This is a genomic window from Flavobacterium labens, from assembly GCF_048286755.1.
Lineage (GTDB): Bacteria > Bacteroidota > Bacteroidia > Flavobacteriales > Flavobacteriaceae > Flavobacterium.
Genome location: NZ_JBLVPL010000006.1, coordinates 112,863 through 138,599, shown reverse-complemented (window position 1 = coordinate 138,599; position 25,737 = coordinate 112,863). Strand labels below are relative to the sequence as shown.

17 protein-coding genes are annotated in these 25,737 nt (G+C 33.6%); 8 read left to right on the top strand and 9 right to left on the bottom strand.

What is annotated here, in order from left to right:
• Positions 1-80: 80 nt before the first annotated feature.
• The 6 genes from ACNQF8_RS13040 to ACNQF8_RS13015 all read right to left on the bottom strand — a co-directional run bounded on the left by ACNQF8_RS13040 (position 81) and on the right by ACNQF8_RS13015 (position 4,840).
• The gene (locus ACNQF8_RS13040) at positions 81-1,280 is read right to left on the bottom strand and encodes an AI-2E family transporter (protein WP_417951554.1); all 1,200 of its coding nucleotides are present in this window, start codon (positions 1,278-1,280) and stop codon (positions 81-83) included.
• A 190-nt stretch (positions 1,281-1,470) separates the two neighbouring features.
• Positions 1,471-2,001, bottom strand: coding sequence for a mechanosensitive ion channel domain-containing protein (locus ACNQF8_RS13035; RefSeq protein ID WP_417953732.1), 531 nt, complete (start codon positions 1,999-2,001; stop codon positions 1,471-1,473).
• Between the two features lie 12 nt (positions 2,002-2,013).
• A complete protein-coding gene (locus ACNQF8_RS13030; protein WP_417951555.1) occupies positions 2,014-2,598 on the bottom strand; it encodes a Maf-like protein in 585 nt (194 codons plus the stop codon).
• Positions 2,591-3,514, bottom strand: coding sequence for a geranylgeranylglycerol-phosphate geranylgeranyltransferase (locus ACNQF8_RS13025; RefSeq protein ID WP_417951556.1), 924 nt, complete (start codon positions 3,512-3,514; stop codon positions 2,591-2,593). Before ACNQF8_RS13025 ends, ACNQF8_RS13030 begins: the two co-directional genes overlap by 8 nt.
• A 41-nt stretch (positions 3,515-3,555) precedes the next feature.
• Entirely contained in the window at positions 3,556-4,083 is a 528-nt protein-coding gene (locus ACNQF8_RS13020; protein WP_315207708.1) for a KdsC family phosphatase, read from the bottom strand.
• Positions 4,067-4,840 (bottom strand): Rossmann-like and DUF2520 domain-containing protein, encoded by a 774-nt coding sequence (locus tag ACNQF8_RS13015; protein WP_315207706.1) that lies wholly within the window; start codon positions 4,838-4,840, stop codon positions 4,067-4,069. The genes ACNQF8_RS13020 and ACNQF8_RS13015 overlap by 17 nt, the downstream gene beginning before the upstream one ends.
• A 200-nt stretch (positions 4,841-5,040) precedes the next feature.
• Here ACNQF8_RS13015 and ACNQF8_RS13010 point away from each other — a divergent pair, with 200 nt between their 5' ends.
• On the top strand, positions 5,041-8,247 hold the full coding sequence (locus ACNQF8_RS13010; protein ID WP_417951558.1) for a cytochrome c biogenesis protein: 3,207 nt from the start codon (positions 5,041-5,043) through the stop codon (positions 8,245-8,247).
• Positions 8,248-8,301: 54 nt separating this feature from the next.
• Here ACNQF8_RS13010 and ACNQF8_RS13005 read toward each other — a convergent pair whose 3' ends face one another.
• Positions 8,302-9,042 (bottom strand): helix-turn-helix domain-containing protein, encoded by a 741-nt coding sequence (locus ACNQF8_RS13005; protein WP_417951559.1) that lies wholly within the window; start codon positions 9,040-9,042, stop codon positions 8,302-8,304.
• Between the two features lie 728 nt (positions 9,043-9,770).
• Between ACNQF8_RS13005 and ACNQF8_RS13000 the strand changes: the two genes are divergently transcribed.
• From ACNQF8_RS13000 to ACNQF8_RS12990, 3 genes are all read left to right on the top strand, one after another.
• Positions 9,771-10,241 (top strand): T9SS type A sorting domain-containing protein, encoded by a 471-nt coding sequence (locus ACNQF8_RS13000; RefSeq protein WP_417951560.1) that lies wholly within the window; start codon positions 9,771-9,773, stop codon positions 10,239-10,241.
• A 429-nt stretch (positions 10,242-10,670) separates the two neighbouring features.
• Entirely contained in the window at positions 10,671-15,998 is a 5,328-nt protein-coding gene (locus ACNQF8_RS12995; protein WP_417953703.1) for a beta strand repeat-containing protein, read from the top strand.
• Positions 15,999-16,024: 26 nt separating this feature from the next.
• Positions 16,025-19,105, top strand: coding sequence for a fibrinogen-like YCDxxxxGGGW domain-containing protein (locus ACNQF8_RS12990; RefSeq protein ID WP_417953702.1), 3,081 nt, complete (start codon positions 16,025-16,027; stop codon positions 19,103-19,105).
• A gap of 88 nt (positions 19,106-19,193) precedes the next feature.
• Here ACNQF8_RS12990 and ACNQF8_RS12985 read toward each other — a convergent pair whose 3' ends face one another.
• Both ACNQF8_RS12985 and ACNQF8_RS12980 read right to left on the bottom strand, forming a co-directional pair.
• Positions 19,194-19,979 (bottom strand): anti-sigma factor, encoded by a 786-nt coding sequence (locus ACNQF8_RS12985; protein ID WP_417953701.1) that lies wholly within the window; start codon positions 19,977-19,979, stop codon positions 19,194-19,196.
• Complete coding sequence (locus ACNQF8_RS12980; RefSeq protein WP_099715280.1) at positions 19,979-20,509, bottom strand: RNA polymerase sigma factor; 531 nt, start codon at positions 20,507-20,509, stop codon at positions 19,979-19,981. The genes ACNQF8_RS12985 and ACNQF8_RS12980 overlap by 1 nt, the downstream gene beginning before the upstream one ends.
• A gap of 230 nt (positions 20,510-20,739) precedes the next feature.
• Between ACNQF8_RS12980 and ACNQF8_RS12975 the strand changes: the two genes are divergently transcribed.
• The 4 genes from ACNQF8_RS12975 (at position 20,740) to ACNQF8_RS12960 (ending at position 25,628) form a co-directional block, all read left to right on the top strand.
• Positions 20,740-21,393: a DUF4331 family protein gene (locus tag ACNQF8_RS12975; protein ID WP_417951564.1), complete on the top strand. Its 654-nt coding sequence runs from the start codon at positions 20,740-20,742 to the stop codon at positions 21,391-21,393.
• A 73-nt stretch (positions 21,394-21,466) separates the two neighbouring features.
• Complete coding sequence (locus tag ACNQF8_RS12970; RefSeq protein WP_282713455.1) at positions 21,467-22,021, top strand: DUF4331 family protein; 555 nt, start codon at positions 21,467-21,469, stop codon at positions 22,019-22,021.
• 94 nt (positions 22,022-22,115) lie between these two features.
• Positions 22,116-23,411, top strand: a complete 1,296-nt coding sequence (locus tag ACNQF8_RS12965) for a tetratricopeptide repeat protein (protein WP_417951565.1) — start codon at positions 22,116-22,118, stop codon at positions 23,409-23,411.
• A 3-nt stretch (positions 23,412-23,414) separates the two neighbouring features.
• Positions 23,415-25,628: a TonB-dependent receptor gene (locus ACNQF8_RS12960; protein ID WP_417951566.1), complete on the top strand. Its 2,214-nt coding sequence runs from the start codon at positions 23,415-23,417 to the stop codon at positions 25,626-25,628.
• Positions 25,629-25,737 lie beyond the last annotated feature (109 nt).

Genomic DNA, 25,737 nt, shown 5'->3' with positions numbered 1-25,737 from the left:
ACAAAAGAAAAATCTTTTAAGTATTAGTTCGAATTAACAAAATTCAGAATTTGAATAGTCGAAATATACTATTTTAAAAATTATTCATTGGTTCTAGTAGTGTCATTTTCAGTTGTAGTTTCAGTAAATACTGGAACTACAATATCAGTCTTGATAACTATTTTTTTTGGTGTTGATTCAGAATCAAACAACGGTAATTTAATATTGCGCCAAGTATATGTTTTGGGTAAATGATCACCCATTAGGTATCCCCAAGGTTCTAAAGACTCCACTCTATCAAAAATCACTTTGAGTATTGCCAAGATAGGAAGTGCTAAAAACATACCTGAAACTCCTGCAATTGCCCCACCTATGATAATTCCAATAATCGATACAAAGGCGTTTATTTCTACTTTAGAACTTACAATCAAAGGAACCAAAATGTTATTATCAATTAACTGAACAATTATAGTAATCACAATTACGCCAACAATTATCGATAAATCCGGAGAACCTGTAAGTGAAGCTACAATACTCAGCACTCCCGCAAAAAGGATTCCTATGTAAGGAATCAAATTTAAAATTCCCGTGATAATTCCCAATAAAATGGCATATTTTACACCAATGACCATAAACCCAAGTGTAGTCATTGTTGAGACTAAAATCATTTCAATGATTAAACCTACGATGTAACTGTTGATTGCTACTCTTATGTTTGTCAATATATCTTTTAACTGCTCATGATTCTCTTTTTTGAATAACTTGGATAAAAACAGTAAAAAATGGGTTCTGTATAAAAGAATTAAAAAAGTATAAATAGGTATTAATGTCAAATTTACCAAGGTATCCGTAAACGACATTAAAGTGGTACCAATCAATTCTTTTCCTTTTTCCATGGAATCCTCAGTAGCGGTATCAATATATTGTTTTTGTTCCCAAGAACTTAAATGAAAATTGTCTCTGACAAATCCTTGAATATTGCGGAGATGAATGTTGATGTTTTTTTCAATTTTATCAAAATCAGCTGCAAAATCACTAATTTGAAAAGATAGAAAAACAAAAAGTCCAATGAAGATTAACACGAATAAAATTACTGCTATCATCACCGCCAAAACATGCGGAAAATAGAGTTTTGATTTAAAAAACTGAACAATTGGATACAATAAAATAGCAAATAAAAACGACATCATTATGGGAACTAAAATATCCTGACCAATATAAAAAATAAAAATCAGAGCTATTAAACCCAATAAAACAAGGGTTAGTTTGGCATAAAATGGAAATTTTAAGATGTCATTCATATTCTATTATTTTTAAAATAACGTATTTACTATTCAATTATGAATCGTATTGTTTCTAATTGACAAATATGAAGAATTAAAGAAATTAAAGTATTATATATTTCTCATCAATAGTTGTAAAATTATCACTTTTAATCAACTGATTTGCAAAATAGAATCACTTGATAATTAAATTTTTATAAAATGCTGATTAATCCATGAATTCTTTATCATCAAAATGGTCTTTCAGTATCGAAATCCCTTTTTGCAAAAGCAGATTGTTTGGATAAATAATTTTTTCTCCGTCAATAGTTTTTAAATACACATGAAAAGCACCAATATCCTCAATCTCTGCTTCAATGGGAAAGTCTTTATCATGGATTTTTATAACATCTCCAATTTTAAACGGAAAAGAAAAGAACAAAATAACACCTGATGTGATGTTACTTAAAATAGACCATTGGGCAAACATAGCAACACCTACAACGGTTGTGATGGAAGAAAGTGCAATAAAAATATCTTTGGTCTGAACTCCCCAAATTATTATTAAGGCAATAGTTACCAAAATATTGATAAATAAGTGAATGTATTTAATCACTAAATTGGTTCGATGTTCCAGAGTTTGGTTTGATTTTGCATAACTTCGTACTAGTTTTGTAGAAATAATACGGAATAATACCAGCAAAATTCCCAGAATTCCAGTTGCAATCAGTTCTCTTGTGTATTCTTGAAAAAAGGCCATGTTCATGTTTAATTACGCTAATTTAATCAAATATTCATACACTTTGTCTGTAGGCATTCCCATCACATTCGCATACGAACCTTCAATTTTTGAAACACCTATAAAACCAATCCATTCCTGGATACCATAAGCTCCGGCTTTATCATAAGGTTTGTAGTTTTCTAAATAATAATGAATCGATTCGTCGCTTAATTCGTTAAAAGTAACTTTGGTAAACTCATGTATTACATCTGCTTTCTCATTGGTTTTAAAACAAACAGAAGTGATTACTTCGTGTGTTGTATTTGATAATGATTTCAGAATTTCAAAAGCATCTTGTTCGTCTTTTGGTTTACCCAAAGCCCTATTGTTATGCCAAACGATGGTGTCGCTGGTAACTAGGATTTCATTTGGTTTTAGCTCTCCTTCAAAAGCACTGGCTTTCAATACAGCCAAATAATTAGTGATTTCCTCTGCTTTCAATTCCGGAGGATAAACTTCTTCAATTTCTTTCAATCGAATTTCAAAATTCAAGTCTAAATCCTTGAAGAATTGCTGGCGTCTCGGTGAACCCGAGGCCAGAATTAAAGTGTATTTTTCTAATTTATTTCTAAGCATTATATTTTATATTTAAACTTATTACAATAATTGATAGAATTCCAAATAACAGAATCCATTTTAAAAGCATACTCAGCGTATGGAACTCTTTTTTAGATTTTGCGGTCCAAATTTTTACGGTAAAATAAAGCAATGGTCCTACAACAAAAAGCAATAAATATACAGTTGTAAATACTAAATCAAGAAGATATTTATTGATGTAATAAAGCATAAAAAGTATAGGAAGAAAGCTCAGTCCAAAAACTATTTTTGAAGTTCTCGATTTGCCTATTGCAATTGGCAAAGTATTAATTCCTTGGTTATAATCACCATCAACATCTTCAATATCTTTAACTATTTCCCTCATAAAATTAAGAAAAAAGGTAAACAGTGCGTAATCTAAAAGAATAGAAAAAACAATTCCCATTTGTTGTTGATTTCCTTCATGAATCGTTGGGAATAAATCAAAAATCCCAATGATAACAACGCTAAAAGAAAGCAATAATGCTACGATAATATTACCAATGATCATCATTTGTTTAAGGCTTGTCGCGTACAAATAAAGTGTTGCTGCAATCAAAATAAAAATAGATGCAAAGCCTGGTTTCAATATAACGTTTGACAAATAAAAGCCAATGGCTACACCAGTAACAGTAAGTCCAATGTATAGATTGTAAGCATTGGTTTCAGAAATGGTTTTGCCTACAATTACATTATTAGGTTTGTTTATAGTATCAGTATTTTGGTCAAAAACATTATTGATAACATATCCTCCAGCAGCAATTAGAATAGTTGATAGAACCAATAATACATATTGCCAATCAGCTAATGCCAAAGGAATATCTTGAAATTTAAAAAAAACATACCTGAAAATAAGTTGCATAAAAGCAAGCATCAGTAAGTTCTGGTATCTGATTAGTTTTAAAAATGGAAACATTGATGTTATTTATAATTTATAATTTAACATTTAAAATAGTACTAATCGTGTTTCCCATCAAAATAAGCCATCCATTTTCCTTGTGCTTTCATCACTTGTTCTATCACATCTCGTACAGCTCCTTTTCCTCCGTTTTTATGCGAAATATATCTGGAAATAGCTTTAATTTCAGGACTTGCATCTTGTGGACAAGCGGGTAATCCTACTAATTTCATCACGTGATAATCCGGAATATCATCGCCCATGTACAAAACGTGTTCTGGATTGATATTGTAAACATCAGTATATTCATCAAATGTTTCTACTTTATTTGGTGTGCCTAAATGAATATCTGTGATTCCCAGATTTCGTAATCTAATGCGAACACCTTCATTGCTTCCTCCCGAAATAATACAAACGTTATAACCGCTTTCTACCGCGGCTTTCATGGCATAACCATCACGAATATTCATGGTGCGCAAAATCTCTCCTTCATTGGTTACAAAAACAGAACTGTCAGTTAGTACGCCGTCTACGTCAAATATAAACGTAGTAATATCATTCATTATTTCTTTATAACTTTTTGCCATTATGCTGTATAGATTGTGTTAGTGTTTTATAAATTTTAAGGTGATTTTCATTGGATAAAAAAGCCTCATGTGCCTCAATTGTTGCAGTGTCATTGCGTTTAGCCGGTCCAGTTTGCGCTTCTGACGGCGAAAGTAACATTATTTTTTGAGCTGTTTCTGTAATTAAAGGAGTTAAAATTTCAAAAGGAACCTGATGCTCCTGACAAATTTCCTGACCTATTTGGTACAAATGATTCGTAAAATTATTGACGAAAACTGCCGCAACATGCAATGCTTTTCTCTGTTCGGAGTTAATAGCAAATATTTTGTCAGAAATTGATTTGCCCACTTTATCCAATAATTGAAAATCCGTTGCATTTTCGCTTTCTAAACAGATAGGAATACTTCTAAAATCAACTGCTTTGTTTTTAGTAAAAGTCTGTAAGGGATAGAAAACTCCTTTTCGGTTATTGTCATCCAAAGCATTCAAAGAAACACTTCCTGAGGTATGAACCACCAAGCGATTTTTGAAAGGAAGTTGCGAAGAAATAGCAGCAATCGCATCATCAGAAACGGCAATAATATACAAGTCAGCTTCAGTTAAAGCAACTAAATCATTTGTAATCTGACTTGAATCGAGTAGGTGAGAGACGCTTCCTATTTGTCTCGAAAAAACTTGAACCAATTCGATTTCAGCTCCCATATTTTGAGAATTTTGGAATGCTGCAATCAAATGTTGTGCTACATTTCCTGAACCAATAATAATAACTTTAGTCATGGGACAAAATTAGCAAAAAAATATTAAGAGTTTTATTCAATTTTGGATTGGCTAATAAACTGTAACTCCAATTAAAATATACTTTTATTCCAAAAAATGAAGCTACTTAATTTTGGATTAAATTAACAAATGTGCGAATATAGAAGTCAACATTTTTAAGTACTTTTGTGGCACTTTTATAAAAACATAATCCCTTAAAAATGGATAAAAAAATATTTTCTTTTTTGTTTTCTACTCGATTAATGGCTTTTTTATTTATTGTATATGCAGTTTCCATGGCTACTGGAACTTTTATCGAAAGCAAGTACAATACCGACACAGCAAAAATTTTAATTTACAATGCCTGGTGGTTTGAGGCCATACATGTATTTTTTATGATTAATTTCATTGGAAATATCAAGCGTTATCAGCTATTAAAGAAAGAAAAATGGGCTACTTTATTACTCCATTTGTCTTTTATCTTCATTATTGCCGGTGCATTTATAACCCGTTACATCAGTTACGAAGGAATGATGCCTATTCGCGAAGGCGCTGCTGAAAATCAAATTTTTTCAGATAAAACATTCCTGACTGTTTTTGTTGATGGCGAATATAAAGGGGAAATGAAACGCAGGGTTTTTGAAAAACAAGTGTTGCTTTCTCCGGCTGTAAATAATAATTTCCGTATTTCCGAAAAGTTTGCTGACACACCATTTGAAGTAGAATATGAAAATTTCATTATGGGAGCCAAAGAATATATAAAACCTGATCCAAAGGGAACAGTGTTTTTAAAAATTGTAGAAGCTGGAGATGGCGGTCGTCACGAGCATTTCTTGAAAGAGGGCGAAGTACAAAATATTCATAACGTTTTATTTTCTTTAAATAAATATACGGATGGTGCCATAAATATCAATACGACTGGAAGTGGCTATACGATTCAAACACCTTTTGAAGGTAATTTTATGCGAATGGCAGATAAATTACAGGGTAAAGTGACTAAAGATAACGCCCAACCCTTGATGATGCGTTCGTTATACAGCATAGGAGAGATGCGATTTGTATTTCCAGATCCTGCGGTAAAAGGAATTGTTGATTATGAATCGGATAATGATTTTAAAGCTAAAAATCATGAGGATGCGGTAACGGTAAAAGTTATTGCTGAAGGTCAAGAAAAAATAGTTACCGTTTTAGGTTCTAAAGGTAAAATAGGTGAGGCCAAAACTGTAAAAATTGGGAATATCGATTACTCTTTTTTCTATGGAAGTAAAGCGTATGTGTTGCCTTTCAAGATAAAATTGAATGATTTTATTGCCCAGAAATATCCAGGAACAGAGAAAAGTTATTCTTCATTTGAAAGTAAAGTAACCGTTGAAGATACGGAACCATTTGATGCCAGAATTTATATGAATAATGTATTGGACCACAAAGGATATCGCTTTTTTCAGTCTAGTTTTGATCCTGATGAAAAAGGAACTGTTTTGTCTGTAAACCATGATTTTTGGGGAACAGCGCTAACTTATGCCGGTTATTTTATGTTGTATTTTGCAATGATGGCAATTATGTTTACTAAATATTCTCGTTTTGCAGACATCAAACGCAAGCTAGAAGTGGTTAAAACTAAGAAAGCTAAATTGTTGACCATTTTAGTTTTTATGTTCAGTTTCAGCAGTTTTGCACAAGAACAGGAACACAATCACGCGGATCACGAAGGACATGCGCACACGGAAGCTGAAGCAGCACCGGCAACGCACGCTAATCATACCAAAAAAGTATTGAGCCAGGATGAACTGAATGATCTGATTAATAAGTATAAAGTTCCTGCAGAACATGCGGCAAAATTTGGTAGACTTGTAATTCAAGACGGAGGCGGTAGAATGAAACCGATTAATACGTTTTCATCTGAATTATTGCGTAAAGTAAGCCAGAGTGATTCATACAATGATATGAATTCAGACCAGGTTTTCTTGTCTATCACTCAGTATGCTAGCTATTGGATTGAGATTCCAATTATTCATTTAAGAAGAGGAAATGACAGTTTAAGAAAAATAATCGGGGTTGATAAGAAAGCTAAGTTTGCACCTTTTGTAGCTTTCTTTGATGCTAAAGGGAATTATAAACTTTCTAAATACTTAGAAGAATCATTTAAAGCGGCTAATCCCAATCAATTTGAAAAGGATTTTATCGAAACCGATAAAAGAGTAAACTTGATGGAATCGGCGTTAAGCGGTCGAATATTGAAAATTTTCCCTATTCCAGAAGATAAAAATAACAAGTGGGTTTCTTATTTAGAACTCAACGAAGCTGGCTTCAAAGGAATGGAAGCGACGTATACTAAAAATGTATTGCCTTTATATTTTGGTTCTTTGGCAAACGCTTCAACTTCTAATGATTACAAAACTGCCGATGAATTACTGGAAAGTATCAATGGTTTCCAAAAACGTTTTGGCAGTAAAGTGAGACCAAGTGAAGAAAGAATTACATCAGAAGTGTTGTATAATAAATATGATGTTTTCAATAAACTTTTTTATTGGTATGCTGTAGCGGCAATTTTGATGTTGTTTTTTACAATTATGCAAATCTTCAAAGAGCGAAAAGTATTAGCTATAACAGTAAATACAATGCATATTATTATAGGATTATTATTTGCATTGCATACTGTGGGCTTAATTGCCCGTTGGTATATTTCCGGTCACGCACCTTGGAGTAATGCGTATGAATCAATTATATATATTGCTTGGGCTACCATGTTTTTTGGTTTGGCTTTCGACAGAAAATCAAAACTTACTGTGGCTTCATCAGCTTTTGTAACCGCAATGATTCTTTGGGCTGCAAATCTAAACTGGATTGATCCGGAGATTGCAAATCTGCAACCAGTTTTAAATTCCTATTGGTTGATGATTCACGTTGCGGTAATTGTGGCTAGTTATGGCCCATTTGCATTAGGGTTTATTTTAGGAGCAGTTTCATTGTTGCTGATTTCATTTACAAATGAAAAAAACAAAGCCAAAATGGATTTGAATATTCAGGAAATCACTTACATCAACGAATTAGCATTAACGATAGGTTTGATAATGTTGACTATAGGAAACTTCCTTGGCGGACAATGGGCCAATGAAAGTTGGGGACGTTACTGGGGATGGGATCCAAAAGAGACTTGGGCTTTAATCAGTATTATGGTGTATGCATTTGTAATTCATGCTCGATTTGTGCCTTCTTTGCGTGGAAAATGGGTCTTTAATTTAATGAGTATGTTTGCTTTTATATCTATTTTGTTCACCTATTATGGTGTTAATTTTCACTTGGTAGGATTGCATTCTTATGCAAGTGGAGAAGCACATTCATTGAGTTGGATTTGGTATTCTCTTGGAGCAATTACTTTGTTTGGAGCAATTTCCTATCCAAAATATAAAAAGTATTATAAAAAATAAGATTTGTTTATTTTAGATACTAAAAAAGGTTCAACTTCACGGTTGAACCTTTTTTTATTCCTCAAATTCTGTTCTGTTCATTTTATAATATTCTAATGGAGATAAACCTACAATTTCTTTGAAACTAGTAAAAAAGGGGTTGTATGAAGTAAATCCAACCTTTTTCGATAATGAATCTAAAGTGTTGTTCTTTAAATAGTTTAGTTCGATTTGTTTGATGGCATCGTGTATTCGAATTACTTTTTTATATTCAGAAAAAGAAATTGCCGAGTGGTATTTAAATAAATACGAAATATGGCTTTTGGGAATTTGTAGGTTGTTAGCTAAATCAGTTATTGTCAAATTTGAATTTCTAAACAATTCAAATTTCAACGATATAGTTTCAATTTCCTTTATGTAGTCAATAATATTTTGATCTATTTTTTCTTTAAGAACTAAGTGCTGGCTATTATTCAATTCAATGTTAGGAGTAGTCTTCCAAATATCGTTCAAAACTAAAGTATTGTTTTTATTCTCATTGATCTTTTTGTGTAAGACATTATACCCATAAAGAATTTCAGGAGAAATTAATATTTTAAATAATATGGTTAACCAAATTATAGCTGATATCCATTGATAACTGTGTCCTTTAATGCTTTCTTCAAAGTATATTTCTACGATGATTGCTATAAAAAGTCTGGATATAGTAATTACAAGAGCAATAAATAGAAATAGTGTCCACTTCTTAATTAATTTATTTTGCTTTTGAATTACTTTGATTTCATCTTTTCTAGTCCAAATTTTAGTCTTTAACATTCGAAAGCATAAAATAAGATAGACTATAGCAAATATAAAAAATAGCCCATATAAAATCATTTCTATCCTTTCAGAATCAAAATAGAAATGATTGCGATTAATTATAAATAGGAAAAAAGATGTGGGAAAGATAAAATGCAATAGCTCCTTTGAATTGGTTTTATTTTTATTTTCAGACAAATTTTTAAAATACAGATAGCAAATAGGGATAACAACTAATGAGATGTTTGAATATTTAAAATAAGTATTTCTAAAGTCTGTATCGAAAATGAAATATGTTAAACCTGATAAGAAGAAACGGAATGAAATTATAAGTATTAATAGAATGATGTATAGGTTCATTATTCTATTGGATTTATAATTCGTAAAAATTAAAAAAGTAGTTATAAATCCGATAATTCCAGTTACAATGAAAAGTAAATTTGAAAGCATTTTTGTTTGATTTTTACACTTTAAAAGTACAATTTTTATCTTAAAGCGGGATGATTAGGTTACTAAAAACTAAAAAATAGCACGCTTCTAGTTAAGAGTTGCTTCCTGTTAAAAATCATTTTATGGAAAATAGCATGAGTTTATTGTCCTATTTAATGATTTTCTTTTGTTCTAAATACAATTTTAGAGTTACTAAAAACTGAAAAGTTCTTACTAATTATTTATATTTTCGTTTAAAGGCATTTTTTATCGATGAAATACATTAATTTAGTGTAATATTGTTTAAAATAAATTTTATGAGGTACTTACTTATATTTTTTACCGTCACCTTCCACGGACAAGTTTTACATCATCAAATACTATCTTCACAAGGTACATCTAAAAAATTACCCGATGGAATAGTGATAACTCAAACTATTGGACAACAAAGTCTCACCGGAACTTCTAATAATAGTTATGTTGTTATGCAGGGGTTTCAACAGAGTTTTTGGGGAAAATATATTGCTTCAAATACAACCGAAGTTATCAAGACAACAACATTCCCTAATCCATTTGTTCAAACGATAAATTTTGAATTTTCAAAAGACATTACCGAAGAAATAAATATCAACGTTTTTGATTTAAGCGGACGCTTGGTATTTGAACAAAAGAAAAAAGCAGACAACATGATTCTGACTATTGTACTTCCTTTATTACCAAGCTCAGAATATTTGGTTCGATTGAATACTTCAAGCTTTAGTTATTACACTAAAATTATTAAATTATGATAAAAAAATACTTTTTATTTATTACTCTTATTGCAGCATGTCAAGTCTTTTCTAAAGAAGTTTATCGCAGTATAGAAAAGGACTTTACTCTGTATGCTTATGAAACCAAATTTGGAAAATCAAATTTAAGTCCTTTTGACTTCTTCACCAATTCCTGTTATTTAAATTTTACTAGCTCATTTGATGATGTTAGCTGTTATTCCTTTTTTTCGTGTTGTAATAAGTCCTCAACGAACCTTGATTATTTAATTCGATCTGGATTCATAGGGTCTACCACATATTTAAGGAAAGGAAGAACTGCATAATAATTCTTTAGGTTAAGTATTGGTTTTAATTATTTGCAAATTAAACACCTTTAATACTGCCGAAAAAAATTATCATTTAATACTAATCGAATTTTGAATTCCTTCACCATAAATTAATTTAATCATGAAAAAAATAATTTTACTTTTTATATTTTTTTTATGCGCTAAGAGTTTTGCGCAAACCAATGGAATAACATATCAAGCAGTAATTTTAAACCCTAGTGGAGTTAAAACATCAAATTTAAACAATTCAAATTTGCCACTGGTTAGCAAGGATATTTGTATGCTATTTAAATTTGTTGATGAGTTTTCAAATATTGAATATCAAGAAGTTATTAAGACTAAAACAGATCCATATGGAATGGTTAATCTGATTATAGGAACAGGAACTCAAACTTCAGGATACGCCACTTCGTTTGATAAAATTTCATGGGATTCACTTAATAAGAGTTTAGTAGTTGGTATAAATATAAGTGGAGACTGTTCGTCATTTACAGAAATTAGTAACCAACCTTTCAATTACGTTCCTTTTGCTTATTCATCAATAAATGCGGTTAATGTTACTGGTGTAGTTGCTATAGAAAATGGAGGTACAAATGCAATTACAGTCCTTGGTGCTAAAACTAATTTAGGATTAGCGAATGTGGATAATACAACAGATTTGAATAAACCAATTAGTAATGCTTCAAAATTAGCACTAAATTTAAAAGAAGATGCTGTAAATAAAAGTACGAGTATTATTATTGATGGAAATTCAGACATTAAATTCCCGAGTGTAAAATCTGTTAAAACGTATGTAGACGCTACTTTGTCACCAAACTCAGCAGCTTTAGCGACTGAAGTTACCAGAGCTACAACAGCCGAAAATGCTATCGCTGCAAATTTGGTTACGGAAGCCAATAGAGCAAGTGTAGCGGAAACAACTTTAACAACGAATCTAGCCACTGAAGTCACCAGAGCAACAACTTCTGAAAATACTATTACAGCAAATTTGTTTACTGAAACCAATAGAGCGACTTTATCGGAAACAAATTTAGCCACAAATCTAGCCACTGAAGTTACCAGAGCAACAGCAGCAGAAGCGACTAAAGAAGCTACAGCAAATAAAAGTACAGATGGAACATTGGTAAGTAATTCAGATGTGAAATTTCCAACAGAGAAAGCGACAAAAACATATGTTGACGCAAGTACATCATCCAATTCAGCAGCTTTAGCCACTGAAGTTACCAGAGCAACAACTGCCGAAAATGCTATTGCTGCAAATTTGGTTACGGAAACCAATAGAGCAACTGTAGCGGAAACAACTTTAGCCACGAATCTAGCCACTGAAGTTACCAGAGCAACAACAGCAGAAGCGACTAAAGAAGCTACAGCAAATAAAAGTACTGATGGAACATTAACAAGTAATTCAGATGTGAAATTCCCAACAGAAAAAGCGACAAAAACATATGTTGACGCAAGTACTTCATCTAATTCTGCAGCTTTAGCCACTGAAGTTACTAGAGCTACAACTTCTGAAAATACTATTGCTGCAAATTTGGTTACTGAAACCAATAGAGCAAGCGTAGCGGAAACAACTTTAGCCACGAATCTAGCCACTGAAGTTACCAGAGCAACAGCAGCAGAAGCAACGAAAGAAGCTACAGCAAATAAAAGTACAGATGGAACATTGGCAAGTAATTCAGATGTGAAATTCCCAACAGAGAAAGCGACAAAAACATATGTTGACGCAAGTGCTTCATCTAATTCTGCAGCTTTAGCCACTGAAGTCACCAGAGCAACAACTGCCGAAAATGCTATTACAGCAAATTTGGTTACGGAAACCAATAGAGCAAGTGTAGCGGAAACAAATTTAGCCACAAATCTAGCCACTGAAGTTACCAGAGCAACAACAACAGAAGCGACTAAAGAAGATACAGCAAATAAAAGTACAGATGGAACATTGTTAAGTAATTCAGATGTGAAATTCCCAACAGAGAAAGCGACAAAAACATATGTTGACGCAAGTGCTTCATCTAATTCAGCAGCTTTAGCGACTGAAGTTACCAGAGCAACAACTTCTGAAAATACTATTGCGGCAAATTTGGTTACTGAAACCAATAGAGCAAGTGTAGCGGAAATAACTTTAGCCACAAATCTAGCCACTGAAGTTACCAGAGCAACAGCAGCTGAAGCGACTAAAGAAGCTACAGCAAATAAAAGTACAGATGGAACATTGGCAAGTAATTCAGATGTGAAATTCCCAACAGAGAAAGCTACAAAAATGTATGTTGACGCAAGTGCATCATCTAATTCAGTAGCATTAGCGACTGAAGTCACCAGAGCAACAACTGCCGAAAATGCTATTGCTGCAAATTTGGTTACGGAAACTAATAGAGCAACTTTAGCGGAAACAACTTTAGCCACGAATCTAGCAACTGAAGTTACCAGAGCCACAACAGCAGAAGCGACTAAAGAAGCTGCTGCAAATAAAAGTACTGATGGAACATTGGCAAGTAATTCAGATGTGAAATTCCCAACAGAGAAAGCGACAAAAACGTATGTTGACACAAGTGCTTCATCAAATTCAGCAGCTTTAGCCACTGAAGTTACCAGAGCAACAACTACCGAAAATGCTATCGCTTCAAATTTGGTTACTGAAACCAATAGAGCAACTGTAGCGGAAACGACTTTAACCACAAATCTAGCCACTGAAGTTACCAGAGCAACAACTTCTGAAAATACTATTGCTGCAAATTTGGTTACGGAAACCAATAGAGCAACTACAGCGGAAACAACTTTAGCCACGAACCTAGCCACTGAAGTTACCAGAGCAACAACAACAGAAGCGACGAAAGAAGATACAGCAAATAAGAGTACTGATGGAACACTGGCAAGTAATTCAGATGTGAAATTCCCAACAGAGAAAGCTACAAAAACATATGTTGACGCAAGTACTTCATCTAATTCATCAGCTTTAGCCACTGAAGCTACCAGAGCTATAACTGCCGAAAATACTATTGCTGTAAATTTGGTTACTGAAACTAATAGAGCAACTACAGCGGAAACAACTTTAACAACGGATCTAGCCACTGAAGTTACCAGAGCAACAGCAGCAGAAGCGACTAAAGAAGCTACAGCAAATAAAAGTACTGATGGAACATTAGCAAGTAATTCAGATGTGAAATTCCCAACAGAGAAAGCGACAAAAACATATGTTGACGCAAGTGCTTCATCTAATTCAGCAGCTTTAGCGACTGAAGTCACCAGATCAACAACTTCTGAAAATACTATTGCTGCAAATTTGGTTACTGAAACCAATAGAGCAACTACAGCGGAAACAACTTTAGCCACGAATCTAGCCACTGAAGTTACCAGAGCAACAACTTCTGAAAATACTATTGCTGCAAATTTGGTTACTGAAACCAATAGAGCAACAGTAGCGGAAACAACTTTAACAACGGATCTAGCCACTGAAGTTACCAGAGCAACAGCAGCAGAAGCGACTAAAGAAGCTACAGCAAATAAAAGTACTGATGGAACATTAGCAAGTAATTCAGATGTAAAATTCCCAACAGAAAAAGCGACTAAAACATATGTTGACGCAAGTACTTCATCTAATTCAGCAGCTTTAGCGACTGAAGTCACCAGAGCAACAATTACTGAAAATACTATTGCTGCAAATTTGGTTACTGAAAGCAATAGAGCAACTGTAGCGGAAACAACTTTAACAACGGATCTAGTCACTGAAGTTACCAGAGCAACAGTAGCAGAAGCAACTAAAGAAGCTACAGCAAATAAAAGTACTGATGGAACATTGGCAAGTAATTCAGATGTAAAATTCCCAACAGAAAAAGCGACTAAAACATATGTTGACGCAAGTACTTCATCTAATTCAGCAGCTTTAGCGACTGAAGTCACCAGAGCAACAATTACTGAAAATACTATTGCTGCAAATTTGGTTACTGAAAGCAATAGAGCAACTGTAGCGGAAACAACTTTAACAACGGATCTAGTCACTGAAGTTACCAGAGCAACAACAGCAGAAGCGACTAAAGAAGCTACAGCAAATAAAAGTACAGATGGAACATTGGCAAGTAATTCAGATGTGAAATTTCCTACAGAGAAAGCGACAAAAACATATGTTGATGCAAGTGCTTCATCTAATTCAGTAGCTTTAGCCACTGAAATTTCCAGAGCAACAACTGCCGAAAATGCTATTGCTGCAAATTTAACGACATCAATTTCTGTAACCCAAACTTTGTTAGATTTAAAAGCACCATTGGAATCACCAACATTTACAGGAACAGTTTCTGGAGTTACAGCTGCAATGGTTGGATTAGAAAATGTGAACAATACAAGTGATGCAAACAAACCCGTTTCTGCAGCGACACAAACGGCTTTAGATTTAAAAGCACCTTTAGAATCACCAACATTTACAGGAACAGTTTCTGGAGTTACAGCTGCAATGGTTGGATTAGAAAATGTAGACAATACAAGTGATGTTAACAAACCCGTTTCGGCAGCGACGCAAACGGTATTGGATGCAAAAGCTCCTTTAGCTTCACCAACGTTTTCGGGAATACCATTGGCACCAACTCCTACAGCCGGAATTTCTACTACACAAATTGCTACTACGGCTTTTGTAACTGATGCTATTACAACAGTAAGTACAAATACAAGTACTAATTTTGTTAATTTAACAACGAATCAAACTATTGCCGGAACTAAAAATTTCACATCAGATGCTACTATTAATGGAGTTACAGTCGGAAGAGGTAAGTTTAATGAAAATTCAAACACAGCAATTGGATTAGGAGCTTTGGAAGCTAATGCTGGTTACGCAAATACTGGAATAGGTAGCGGAGCTTTAGCATTGAATAATAGCGGAAATGGAAATACTGCACTTGGATATATAGCGCTATCAAATAATGTATCTGGTGGAAATAATGTCTCGATAGGAGGTTCAAGTTTAATAAATAATATTTCGGGTTCACAAAATACAGCTATTGGTACTAATGCAGATGTCGCTTTTGATGGAATTAGTAATTCAGTTGCCATTGGTGCAAATGCAATAGTAACAGCATCTAATACGATTCAATTGGGTTCTGACGGAACGGGTTCACATAGCGCCATTACCGATGTTAAAACAAGTGGTAGTTTAACGGCTGCAGGATACAAAATTCCAAGTGGTACTTCTACTCAATTTTTAATGGCTGATGGAAGTATTTCAACAAGAACTACTGAAGTTAGAGAAATGGCGGATGAATTTAGTGCTACAATTTCGCAAACGGAATTTACTTTAAACAAATCTCCATCAGCTAATAGTAAAGTAAAAATGTACGTAAATGGGATTCGAATTAGTAACGCGGCTTATAGTGTAAGTGGAAGTACATTAACATATATTCCTGCAAATAACGGTTCGTATTCATTATCGATAAACGATAGAATTCAATTTGATTATTTTTATTAATAAATAGCTTCTAATACAGTTATATCATGAAGTTTTATAAAAAAATATTTTTCTTTTTTTTGATTGTTGCTACTTTAGAAGGTTATGCTCAAAACACGCTAGACAATTTAGGGCTTACTAGTGCTACACCAGCGGCTGGAGCTTATAGTTTGAGGAAATTAAGCAGCTCTTACGCTGGTAGTGCCGTACAGGTAAGACGAAGTACAGACAATACCACTCAGGATATTGGTCTTGATGGTAATGGAGATTTAAACTCGGCTGCTTTATTGACTTTTGTTGGTGTAAATGATGCTTTTGTGACTATTTGGTACGATCAAAGTGGGAATGGAAGGAATTTGATCAAAACTGATAATAACGTTCAACCAAAAATCGTATTTAATGGTACTTTTAAATACATTGGAACAAGAGTAGCCATTGATTTTTCAGGAAATAAAGGGCTGGTTTATTCTGGATCATTAAGTTTAGCAAGTATTACTACAGTAGTACGCTCAGAAAGTACTATTTGGCCAAGCTATCATACCATTTTGGAGGGAAGTCCTAGAATTGGAGGAATATTAGAAAATGGAGGAACTACATTTCATTCTAATGTTTTTCCACTTGCTATTTGGAAAGATGGAATTTCAAAAACAACTGCCGAATCACTGGCTCCCGTTAATAATGCAATGGTTTTATCTATTAGCCCTCGAACGGATAACTTAAATCAAATTTTTATAGGTAACTACGATGGAGGTAATGGAGGAGGGTCGATATTACAAAGCGAGGCAATAGGATTCTCTCCTTTAATTGCACCTAATATTCGAATGTCAATAGAATGTAATCAAGGTAGTTATTATGAAATTGCCATGACTTCGTGCACTACAGCAATAGTGATAAATCCTTCGGGTTCCAATCATTTTGAATGTGTGGGAACAACTGCAACTCCTTTGACTGTTCAAGCTTCGGGACAAAATTTAACCTATCAATGGTACAGTAATTCTAGTTCCAGTAACAGTGGAGGAACTTTTATTGCCGATGCTACTGAAGCTACTTTTATTCCGCCAACTACACTTAGCGGAACTAAATATTATTATGTTATTGTTTCCGGTTTGTTAGGATCGCCAGTTACCAGCACTGTTTCTGGTGCTGTAACTGTTGAGACTTTATCTTCAGTTACAATTACTCCATCAGCAGCTACTATTAATTCAGGGGATTCTGTTACTCTTACTGCTTCAGGATGCAGTACTTACTTGTGGGGTGTCGGCTTGACTACACCTTTAGACCAAGTTCCAACCTGTAAGCTAGCTGTAGGCCTACGTTTACTAAGATCTGCTTATACTGGATTTGCAGTTCGTTTGAGACGAGAAAGCGATAATGCAGAAGCCGATTTTGGATTTATGAATACTGATTTAGATACAGAGTCAATTAGCACATGGTTGGGTATTTCTGCAGGTTACTGCGTTAAACTGTACGATCAATCTGGGAATGGAAATGATATGATTCCATCCTCTGTGAGTGCACAACCACTCTATGTTTACAATGGATTGAATAATAAACCTATTTTAAGATTTAATACGACTCAAAATATAAAAAACAACGTGAATTTTATACCACCATATACAGTAGTATATGCGGCAAAACAAACGGGTCCGAGTAGAGGTCGAGTTTTAAATGCAAACAATAACTGGTTGTTAGGTTGGTGGAATGGAAGTAAAAGTCAAGCTCATTTTGATGGTTGGGTTTCTCAACCTGGTGGAATATCAGCAGATAACAATCCATATATATATGCAGCAACAGGAACTGGTAGTGCTTCGACAATTTTTGAAAACGGGATTTCTAAAACTGTTAATACAAATGGGGGATTTAATGGGCCAAATGGTTTAAGGATTAACGAAAGTGAATCTTCGGATGCTGATGTTGCCGATATATTTGCGTTTGATTCTGTATTGTCAGATTCAAACAGAGAGGCTATTGAAAATAGTTCTGCTTCTTATTACGGTATTTATGGACAACCAATGGTAGCCGGCGAAACATTTACAATTAATCCAACAGAAACTACCACCTATGAAGTTACGGGTTATTCTGCTAATGAAGGCTGTTCTGTTTCTAATAGTGTGACTGTAACCGTACTGAACAATCCTAGTTTAAGCAATTTTAATTCACAAATAAAAACGTATTTTGATGGTACTTATATAATTTCACCACCAAGTAGCAGCAGTGTAGGCGCTATTACTTATGCAAGTAGTAATGCTGCTGTAGCAACTATCAGTGGTACAACTGTAACAATTGTAGGCGCGGGAAGTACCACAATTACGGCTACTCAAGCAGCTAATTCGACTCATTATGGTGATTCTATAAGTGCTACTTTGACAGTAAATGCGATTTCTATTTTAACAAAAAACGGCCAAATTTCGAATTCTGATTTTAATTATATCAATAAAAATGGAGCATTGAGTACAAGCAATTCATTAACTAAATTCGGTCAGTCTGTTTCTACTAAATCCAATGACGGATTATCTACAGCCTCGGCAGGAGCAAGTGCTTTGCAGATAAAAACGGATTACCCAAGCGCGACAGATGGTTTGTATTGGATCACAAATCCAAATATAAACGGAGGAACTCCTTTTCAGATTTATGCTGATATGACTACTGACGGTGGAGGTTGGACATTGATATTATGCAATAACAATAATTCCGGATGGGATGGGACTAATGCTATTCTAAGAAATGAAACAATTCCAACGATTAATGGACAATATTCTATTATTGCATATGCCGATTATCTTAAGAAGAGCAGTAGCGGATTTCAATATATGATGGAAGCAACATCTCGAGGGCGTTGGGGTGGAATTTGGACAGCTAATCAAGCGTACAGTTTTGTAAACACAAATAATACTCAAACAGATATTACATTAGATACAAAATTTGATTCTTGGTCTTATCAAGGAAGTGGAATTGAACAAATAATGCCTTGGTATTCGCCGGCATCTTGCGGTAAGATTACAACTAGTAATGATGCAAATGGAGATTGGTGGGGAACTTTAGTTTCAAGTTGTGCTTTTAGTCCCGCACCATGGTTAGGATGTTGTGGCAATTCAGATCCAGGAATTATTTGGTATTGGGTACGATAATACTAATTATTTATAATTCTTGTTTAGCAATAAAAAAGGTTCAACTGCAAAGTTGAACCTTTTTAAGATTATAGAAAAAAGAGTTTTTTTATACTTTTCCTAGTGTATATAACTGTTCCATTGTAGGAGTTAAACTTCCACCTTTTGGCTCTAGTGTAATTCCAAAAGCTTCTGCTTCATTAGCATTATTCACAGCAAATAATTTTTGATCATTTACATCAAAGTCTTCCAATAATCCAATGCTTGTAGGAGTCAACGGGCTTAATTTCAATGCCCAAACTTGATACACCATTCCTTCTGGTGGTTCCGGTAAACCGGCAGCATCAATATAGACCACCTTAGTATCTTGATTCCAATATACTTTTGCAAAAGATTCTGGAGCAACTGCTTGCCCACCTAATGCTACAACAGTGTTTTTAGTGTCTCTAACAACTGCTAAACTTGTTTCGTTAGCCGTGTTTTTTGATTTTAAGACATTAAATTCTTTTTCTAATTTAGCTTTCTCAATTTCAGTATTCGCTACTTGTGTAGTAGTTTCATCCAATTGATTGTATTGGTAACCAATTCCCACTAATAATAACACAGCTGCTGCCCAACCAATATATTGTGACCAATTGCTGGTAGGCTGTAACTCGATTACTTTAGCATGTTTAAGCTCTAGTTTTGCCTTTATTTTTTCATAATTAGCCACAGAATGAAACGGTGAAAAGCTTGATGATAAAGCAACAATGGCTTTTTCAATCGCTATGATTTCGTCGTTAATTTCTTGGTTATTTTTCGCCATGGTGCTTACCTCTTCGTTTTCGGGTTCACTTAGTAAACCGTAAACATAAAGCTCCAGGATTCCTGATTCGATATATTCTTTTGTTTCCATTATACTTTCAAATAATTTCTTAAGTCATTAATACAATTTCTATTTTGTGTTTTTACTGTTCCTAAAGGAATTGCCAATTCATCCGAAGCTTCCTGTTGGGTGTAGCCTTTAAAAAACAATAAATCAATTATTTGAATACATTTCGGTTTTAGTCTTTTTACAAACTCTTGCAATCCGATAGTATCCATTTTGTCAACCAGTTTAGAACTGTCTTCAAAGTGATTTACGAAATTATCAGTAGAAAGGTTTTTTTGACTGTTATTAAAATTTTTGGAACGCAGTTTATCTATAGAAGTGTTTCTGGCAATATTCAGAATCCAAGTGTAGAATCTTCCTTTGCTCTCATGGTACGAATCAATGTTCTTCCAAATTTTAACAAATACTTCCTGAAGCACGTCTTCTGCTTCTTCTCTGTTTTTTACGAGAACATTTATAACCGAAAATAAACTTTTGGAATACATATCATATAGATGTGTAAATGCTCTTTCGTCTTTCTTATAAATTAATACTAATAATTCTTCTTGACTCATATCTTACTATTTTACTTATACAAACTTATACAATCTTATTTAGAAATGATTGATTTAATGATTGTCAAGATAATAAAAAAATTAAAATAAAAATAATTGTATTTTATTTAAGTATTTAGTTAATTGATTTTCAGTTGTTTAATTATTTATTTGATTTTTTATTACCATTTTTAAAACCAAAAGAAACACTTTCCCGTAAATGACTTTATAACCTTTTAATTTATAACAAAATGAAAAAAACAAAAATGATTTTAGGTCTATCGCTAGTGGCGATTTCGGGCTTAATATTGGTAGCTGCGGATCACATAGATGCTCCGGCTACAATGTCTGGCGATGCAGGTGATATTACTGATGTGTACGCTTTTCAAGGTCAAAACACAAGTAATTTAGTATTTGCAGTAAACACACAAGGATTGTTAAGTCCTAATGCTACAGGTGCTGCTACATTTAAAGAAAATGTAATGGTTGAGATCAATATTGATAACACAGGTGACAATGTTGAAGATTTAGTGATTCAAGCCATTAAGAGAGATGACAAGATGTATTTCTTTGGACCAGTTGCTCCAGGAACAACAGGAACATCAAGTACTGTTAAAACGACTGCCGCTACAGGGAATGTTACAATTTCTTCTTATGGTGCAACAGCTTTAACTGCTGAGCAAAATGGAATGAAATTTTTTGCAGGACCAAGAGACGATCCTTTCTTCTTTGATTTAGGTCAGTTTAAAGCTATCCTTGGAGGAACAGCTACAGGATTTAATAATCCGGGTACAGATACATTTGCAGGAACTAATGTAATGTCAATTGTAGTAGAAGTTCCAAAAACAATGTTAGGTTCTTCAAGCACAATCAATGTTTGGGCTGAAACTAAGAAAAAACAATAATTATTTTATTTAAAAAAGTAACAACATGAAATCGAATATTTCCGATTTCCAAAAAACTTAAAATATAAAGATCATGAGTAAAACAAATAAATTCAAAATTATAACAATCGCGCTAGTAGCTGCAGTTGTTTCAGTAAATTGTGATAATGACGATTCAAACGGTGATTCTACTGTAAGCCTAGATTTTTCAGGAACTTATGTTCAGCAAGATCAAATGGCAAGACCGGCAATCAATACTGTATTCGTTGCTTCAGGGCAACCTAAAGATGATTTTAATGCTGCAATTCCTTCGGCAATGGGAGCTAAATACCAATCTATTTTCCAATCTAGATTATTAGCTTTGAATCCAGGATATACTACTAATGCTTTAGGACAAACGGCTGCTCAGCTAACTGGTCTTTTGGCTACAGATGTATTGGGAGTTTCTAAAACAGCTAAAACTACATTCTTTGACGGAACTAATATTTTGACAGGTAGAGCTTTGGCTGATGATGTAATTGATGTTGAATTGTTATTGATTTTTGGTGGATCAGCTGGTACTTCTAATCCAGGTCTTACTAAAGATAATGTGAATGCAAATGATAAAGCATTTGGAACAACTTTCCCTTACCTAGCTTCTGCTTGGTAATATTTTCTCTAAAAAAAAACAGAGCGCTTGCAACAATTTTCGCTCTGTTTTTTTTTATTAAAACAAACAAACAAACAAACAAAACAATTAGAGTATGAAAACTTTAAAAACAATATCATTTTTAGTTTTCACAATCCTATTTATATTCGGTTGCGAGACTAAATCAGAACAAATTACTAAAGCAGAAGACTATAATAAATATTTGACTTTAACAGAAAATAAATCATTGACTTTCGCGTACAAAGAAATTGATTTTTGGCAAAAAAAATATGATGCAGCTCCAAATCAAATTAGTTATTTAAGTCAATTAGCATCAAATTATAGCATGCTTTTCGAATATACAGGAAATATAAAAAACCTATATAAAACGGAAGAACTATTGACAAAATCAAACGAAGCTTACGATTATTCGAGAGTGTCAACTATCCGATCATTAGCAAGAAATTATATTTCGCAACACCGTTTCAAAGAAGCCTTGGAGTTAGCTAATAAAGCATTAACGATTGGAGAGGGTAAAAAAGAAACTCAAAAATTACTTTTTGACGTTCAAATGGAATTGGGAAATTATCCGGAAGCCGTTAAAAATTTGAATGCAATCAGAGACATGAATAGTTTTGATTATTTGATTCGTTTGGCAAAATGGAACGATCACAAAGGTGATTTGAATACTGCCATAACATTCATGGAAAAGGCAAGAGATATTGCTGAAAAAGATGATAATAAAGCACTTAAAATTTGGTCCTATTCTAACCTTGGAGATTTCTACGGTCACGCCGGAAGAATTAAGGATTCGTATGACAGTTTCCTAAAAACGTTAGCATTAGATCCTAATTATTCTTATGCTTTAAAAGGAATTGCTTGGATTGTTTTCTCTAAAGAAAGAAATATAAATGAGGCAAATAGAATTATTGATGCTATAGCCGTTACTCATAATACCCCCGATTTTTATTTATTGAAATCGCAGATTGCTCAATTTGAAGGTAATAAAAGCGAGGAAATAAAAAACAGAAACGCTTATTTTTCTATGATGGAGAAAAATAATTATGGCGCTATGTATAATAAATACAATGCTTTAATTTATGCCGATGACAAAAAAACCGCTTCAAAAGCATTAGAAATTGCTAAAATAGAAGTGGACCACAGACCTACAGCTGATTCTTACGATTTATTGGCTTGGGCGTACTTAAATGTAGGCGAAAATAAAAAAGCATTAGAAATTGCTCAGAATCATGTGGCTGGAAAAACCTTTGAACCTAAGGTACAATACCACTTAGCAATGATTTACAAATCAAATAATTTAGCGCTTAAAGCGAAACCTATTAAGGAAGAATTACTATCCAGTTTGTATGAATTGGGACCTAATTTCGAGAAAAAGGTAAATCAATTGTAGCGTATGAAAAGTATTATTTTAGTGATGATTACCCTTTTTGGGTTGTCTTCCTATGGCCAAATCCAAAAAGGAAAAGTGTTGGATAGTGATGGTAATCCTGTTGAAAACGCTTATTTGGTGAATACAAATTCTGAAAGTCATGCGCATACAAATGAATTCGGATTGTTTAGCTTAGATAAAACGGTTTTAGGAGATGTTATCAAAATAACCGCTTTAGGATATAAAAAGTCAAATTTCACCATTGTTTCTTCTGATGATATTATAATTCTGGAAGATGATATTTTTAGATTGAATGAGATAGTAATCCAACCGAAACTTTCCGCAATGAATGTTATTTCAAAAATAGATTTGCAAACGACTCCAGTAAATTCATCTCAGGAAATTCTTAGAAAAGTACCTGGATTATTCATCGGGCAACATGCCGGCGGAGGAAAAGCAGAGCAAATATTTTTGAGAGGATTTGATATCGATCACGGAACAGATATTGCCATTTCAGTAGATGGAATGCCAGTAAATATGGTATCTCACGCACATGGTCAAGGTTATGCCGATTTGCATTTTGTAATTCCGGAAACAGTAGAAAAAATAGATTTTGGAAAAGGAACGTATTATGCTAACAAAGGGGATTTTGCTACAGCAGGATACGTTGCTTTCCAAACTAAAGATAAAATAGAAAAAAGTAGCATTGGGGTAGAAGTAGGACAATTCAATACTTTGAGAACAGTAGGATTGTTTAATCTTTTGGGCAACCAAAAAACACAAAGCGCCTACATTGCCACAGAATATATTCTAACAGATGGTCCTTTTGATTCTCCCCAAAATTTTAATAGGGTCAATCTGTTAGGTAAATATTCAGCTATATTAAGTGACAATAGTAAGTTTTCAATCTTGGCTTCTCGCTTTTCCAGCAAATGGGACGCTTCGGGACAAATTCCGCAACGTTTGGTCGATAACGGAACGATTTCGAGATTTGGTGCTGTTGATGATACCGAAGGCGGAAATACATCGCGAACCAATTTTAATGCGAGTTTGAGCAAACCAATTGATGAAAATACATTTTTGAAAGCGAATGCTTTTTATTCGAATTACCAATTTGAATTGTACTCAAATTTTACGTTCTTTTTAGATGATCCAATTAATGGGGACCAAATTAAACAAAAAGAAAACCGCGATATATACGGAATGAATGCGGAGTTGAATAAGAAGACGAAAATAAATGATACAGATGTTTTGTTGCAATTTGGAGCTGGTTTTCGTGCCGATGCGACAACTGATACAGAGCTTTCACATACTTTAAACAGAAGAACGGTTCTTGAGAATATAAAATTAGGTGATATTGATGAATCTAATTTGTTTACGTATTTGAATTCCGAATTCAATTTTGGGAAACTGATGATTAATCCGACCATTAGATTGGATTATTTCAAATTCAATTATCAAGATAAATTAATGGAGAATTACAAAACACAATCGGAATCAAAAGTTAAGTTTTCTCCAAAACTGAATTTCATTTATTCGCAAAATAACAATTTGCAGTTTTTTGTAAAATCAGGAATGGGTTTCCATTCAAATGATGCTCGCGTTGTCGTTCAAAACAGTGGGAAACAAATTTTACCAACCGCAATAGGAACAGATATTGGTACCATTTGGAAACCATTTCCTAAGTTGATTGTGAATTCAGCTTTATGGTATTTGTTTTTAGAACAGGAGTTTGTTTACGTGGGAGATGCCGGAATTATTGAGCCAAGCGGAAAATCAAAACGTATGGGAGCAGAGCTTGGTTTACGTTATCAATTGAACGATTGGTTGTATTTTGATGCTGATGCAAATTATACGTACGCCAGAAGTATTGATGAACCAAAGGGGCAAGATTACATTCCGTTAGCGCCAGATTTCACTACTACTGGAGGATTAAGTTTCCAAAAGTTGAATGGTTTTTCAGGAGGAATTAGGTATCGTTATTTAAAAAATCGTCCGGCAAATGAAGATAATTCTATTGTTGCCAAAGGTTACTTTATTTCGGATTTAAATGTTAATTATCAATATAAGAATATCAATTTCGGAATTGCAGTAGAGAATATTTTTGATACAGAATGGAACGAGACACAATTTGCTACTGAATCCAGGCTTCAAAATGAACCAGAAAGTGTCGAAGAAATTCATTTTACTCCAGGAACGCCTTTCTTTATGAAAGGAAAAATAACCTATACGTTTTAAATACCACATTAAGGTTTGTTGTTTATTTGTTTGGAAGCCTGGCATTTTTATAGTGTCAGGTTTCTTTTTTATTTAACTACTGTTTAACTAAAAAATACTTTGATAAAAC

Excerpts from the sequence above, each read along its gene's own strand:
- ACNQF8_RS13040 (WP_417951554.1), bottom strand. The coding sequence starts at position 1,280 with ATGAATGACATCTTAAAATTTCCATTTTATGCCAAACTAACCCTTGTT.
- ACNQF8_RS13035 (WP_417953732.1), bottom strand. The coding sequence starts at position 2,001 with ATGGCCTTTTTTCAAGAATACACAAGAGAACTGATTGCAACTGGAATT.
- ACNQF8_RS13030 (WP_417951555.1), bottom strand. The coding sequence starts at position 2,598 with ATGCTTAGAAATAAATTAGAAAAATACACTTTAATTCTGGCCTCGGGT.
- ACNQF8_RS13025 (WP_417951556.1), bottom strand. The coding sequence starts at position 3,514 with ATGTTTCCATTTTTAAAACTAATCAGATACCAGAACTTACTGATGCTT.
- ACNQF8_RS13020 (WP_315207708.1), bottom strand. The coding sequence starts at position 4,083 with ATGGCAAAAAGTTATAAAGAAATAATGAATGATATTACTACGTTTATA.
- ACNQF8_RS13015 (WP_315207706.1), bottom strand. The coding sequence starts at position 4,840 with ATGACTAAAGTTATTATTATTGGTTCAGGAAATGTAGCACAACATTTG.
- ACNQF8_RS13010 (WP_417951558.1), top strand. The coding sequence starts at position 5,041 with ATGGATAAAAAAATATTTTCTTTTTTGTTTTCTACTCGATTAATGGCT.
- ACNQF8_RS13005 (WP_417951559.1), bottom strand. The coding sequence starts at position 9,042 with ATGTTAAAGACTAAAATTTGGACTAGAAAAGATGAAATCAAAGTAATT.
- ACNQF8_RS13000 (WP_417951560.1), top strand. The coding sequence starts at position 9,771 with ATGAGGTACTTACTTATATTTTTTACCGTCACCTTCCACGGACAAGTT.
- ACNQF8_RS12995 (WP_417953703.1), top strand. The coding sequence starts at position 10,671 with ATGAAAAAAATAATTTTACTTTTTATATTTTTTTTATGCGCTAAGAGT.
- ACNQF8_RS12990 (WP_417953702.1), top strand. The coding sequence starts at position 16,025 with ATGAAGTTTTATAAAAAAATATTTTTCTTTTTTTTGATTGTTGCTACT.
- ACNQF8_RS12985 (WP_417953701.1), bottom strand. The coding sequence starts at position 19,979 with ATGGAAACAAAAGAATATATCGAATCAGGAATCCTGGAGCTTTATGTT.
- ACNQF8_RS12980 (WP_099715280.1), bottom strand. The coding sequence starts at position 20,509 with ATGAGTCAAGAAGAATTATTAGTATTAATTTATAAGAAAGACGAAAGA.
- ACNQF8_RS12975 (WP_417951564.1), top strand. The coding sequence starts at position 20,740 with ATGAAAAAAACAAAAATGATTTTAGGTCTATCGCTAGTGGCGATTTCG.
- ACNQF8_RS12970 (WP_282713455.1), top strand. The coding sequence starts at position 21,467 with ATGAGTAAAACAAATAAATTCAAAATTATAACAATCGCGCTAGTAGCT.
- ACNQF8_RS12965 (WP_417951565.1), top strand. The coding sequence starts at position 22,116 with ATGAAAACTTTAAAAACAATATCATTTTTAGTTTTCACAATCCTATTT.
- ACNQF8_RS12960 (WP_417951566.1), top strand. The coding sequence starts at position 23,415 with ATGAAAAGTATTATTTTAGTGATGATTACCCTTTTTGGGTTGTCTTCC.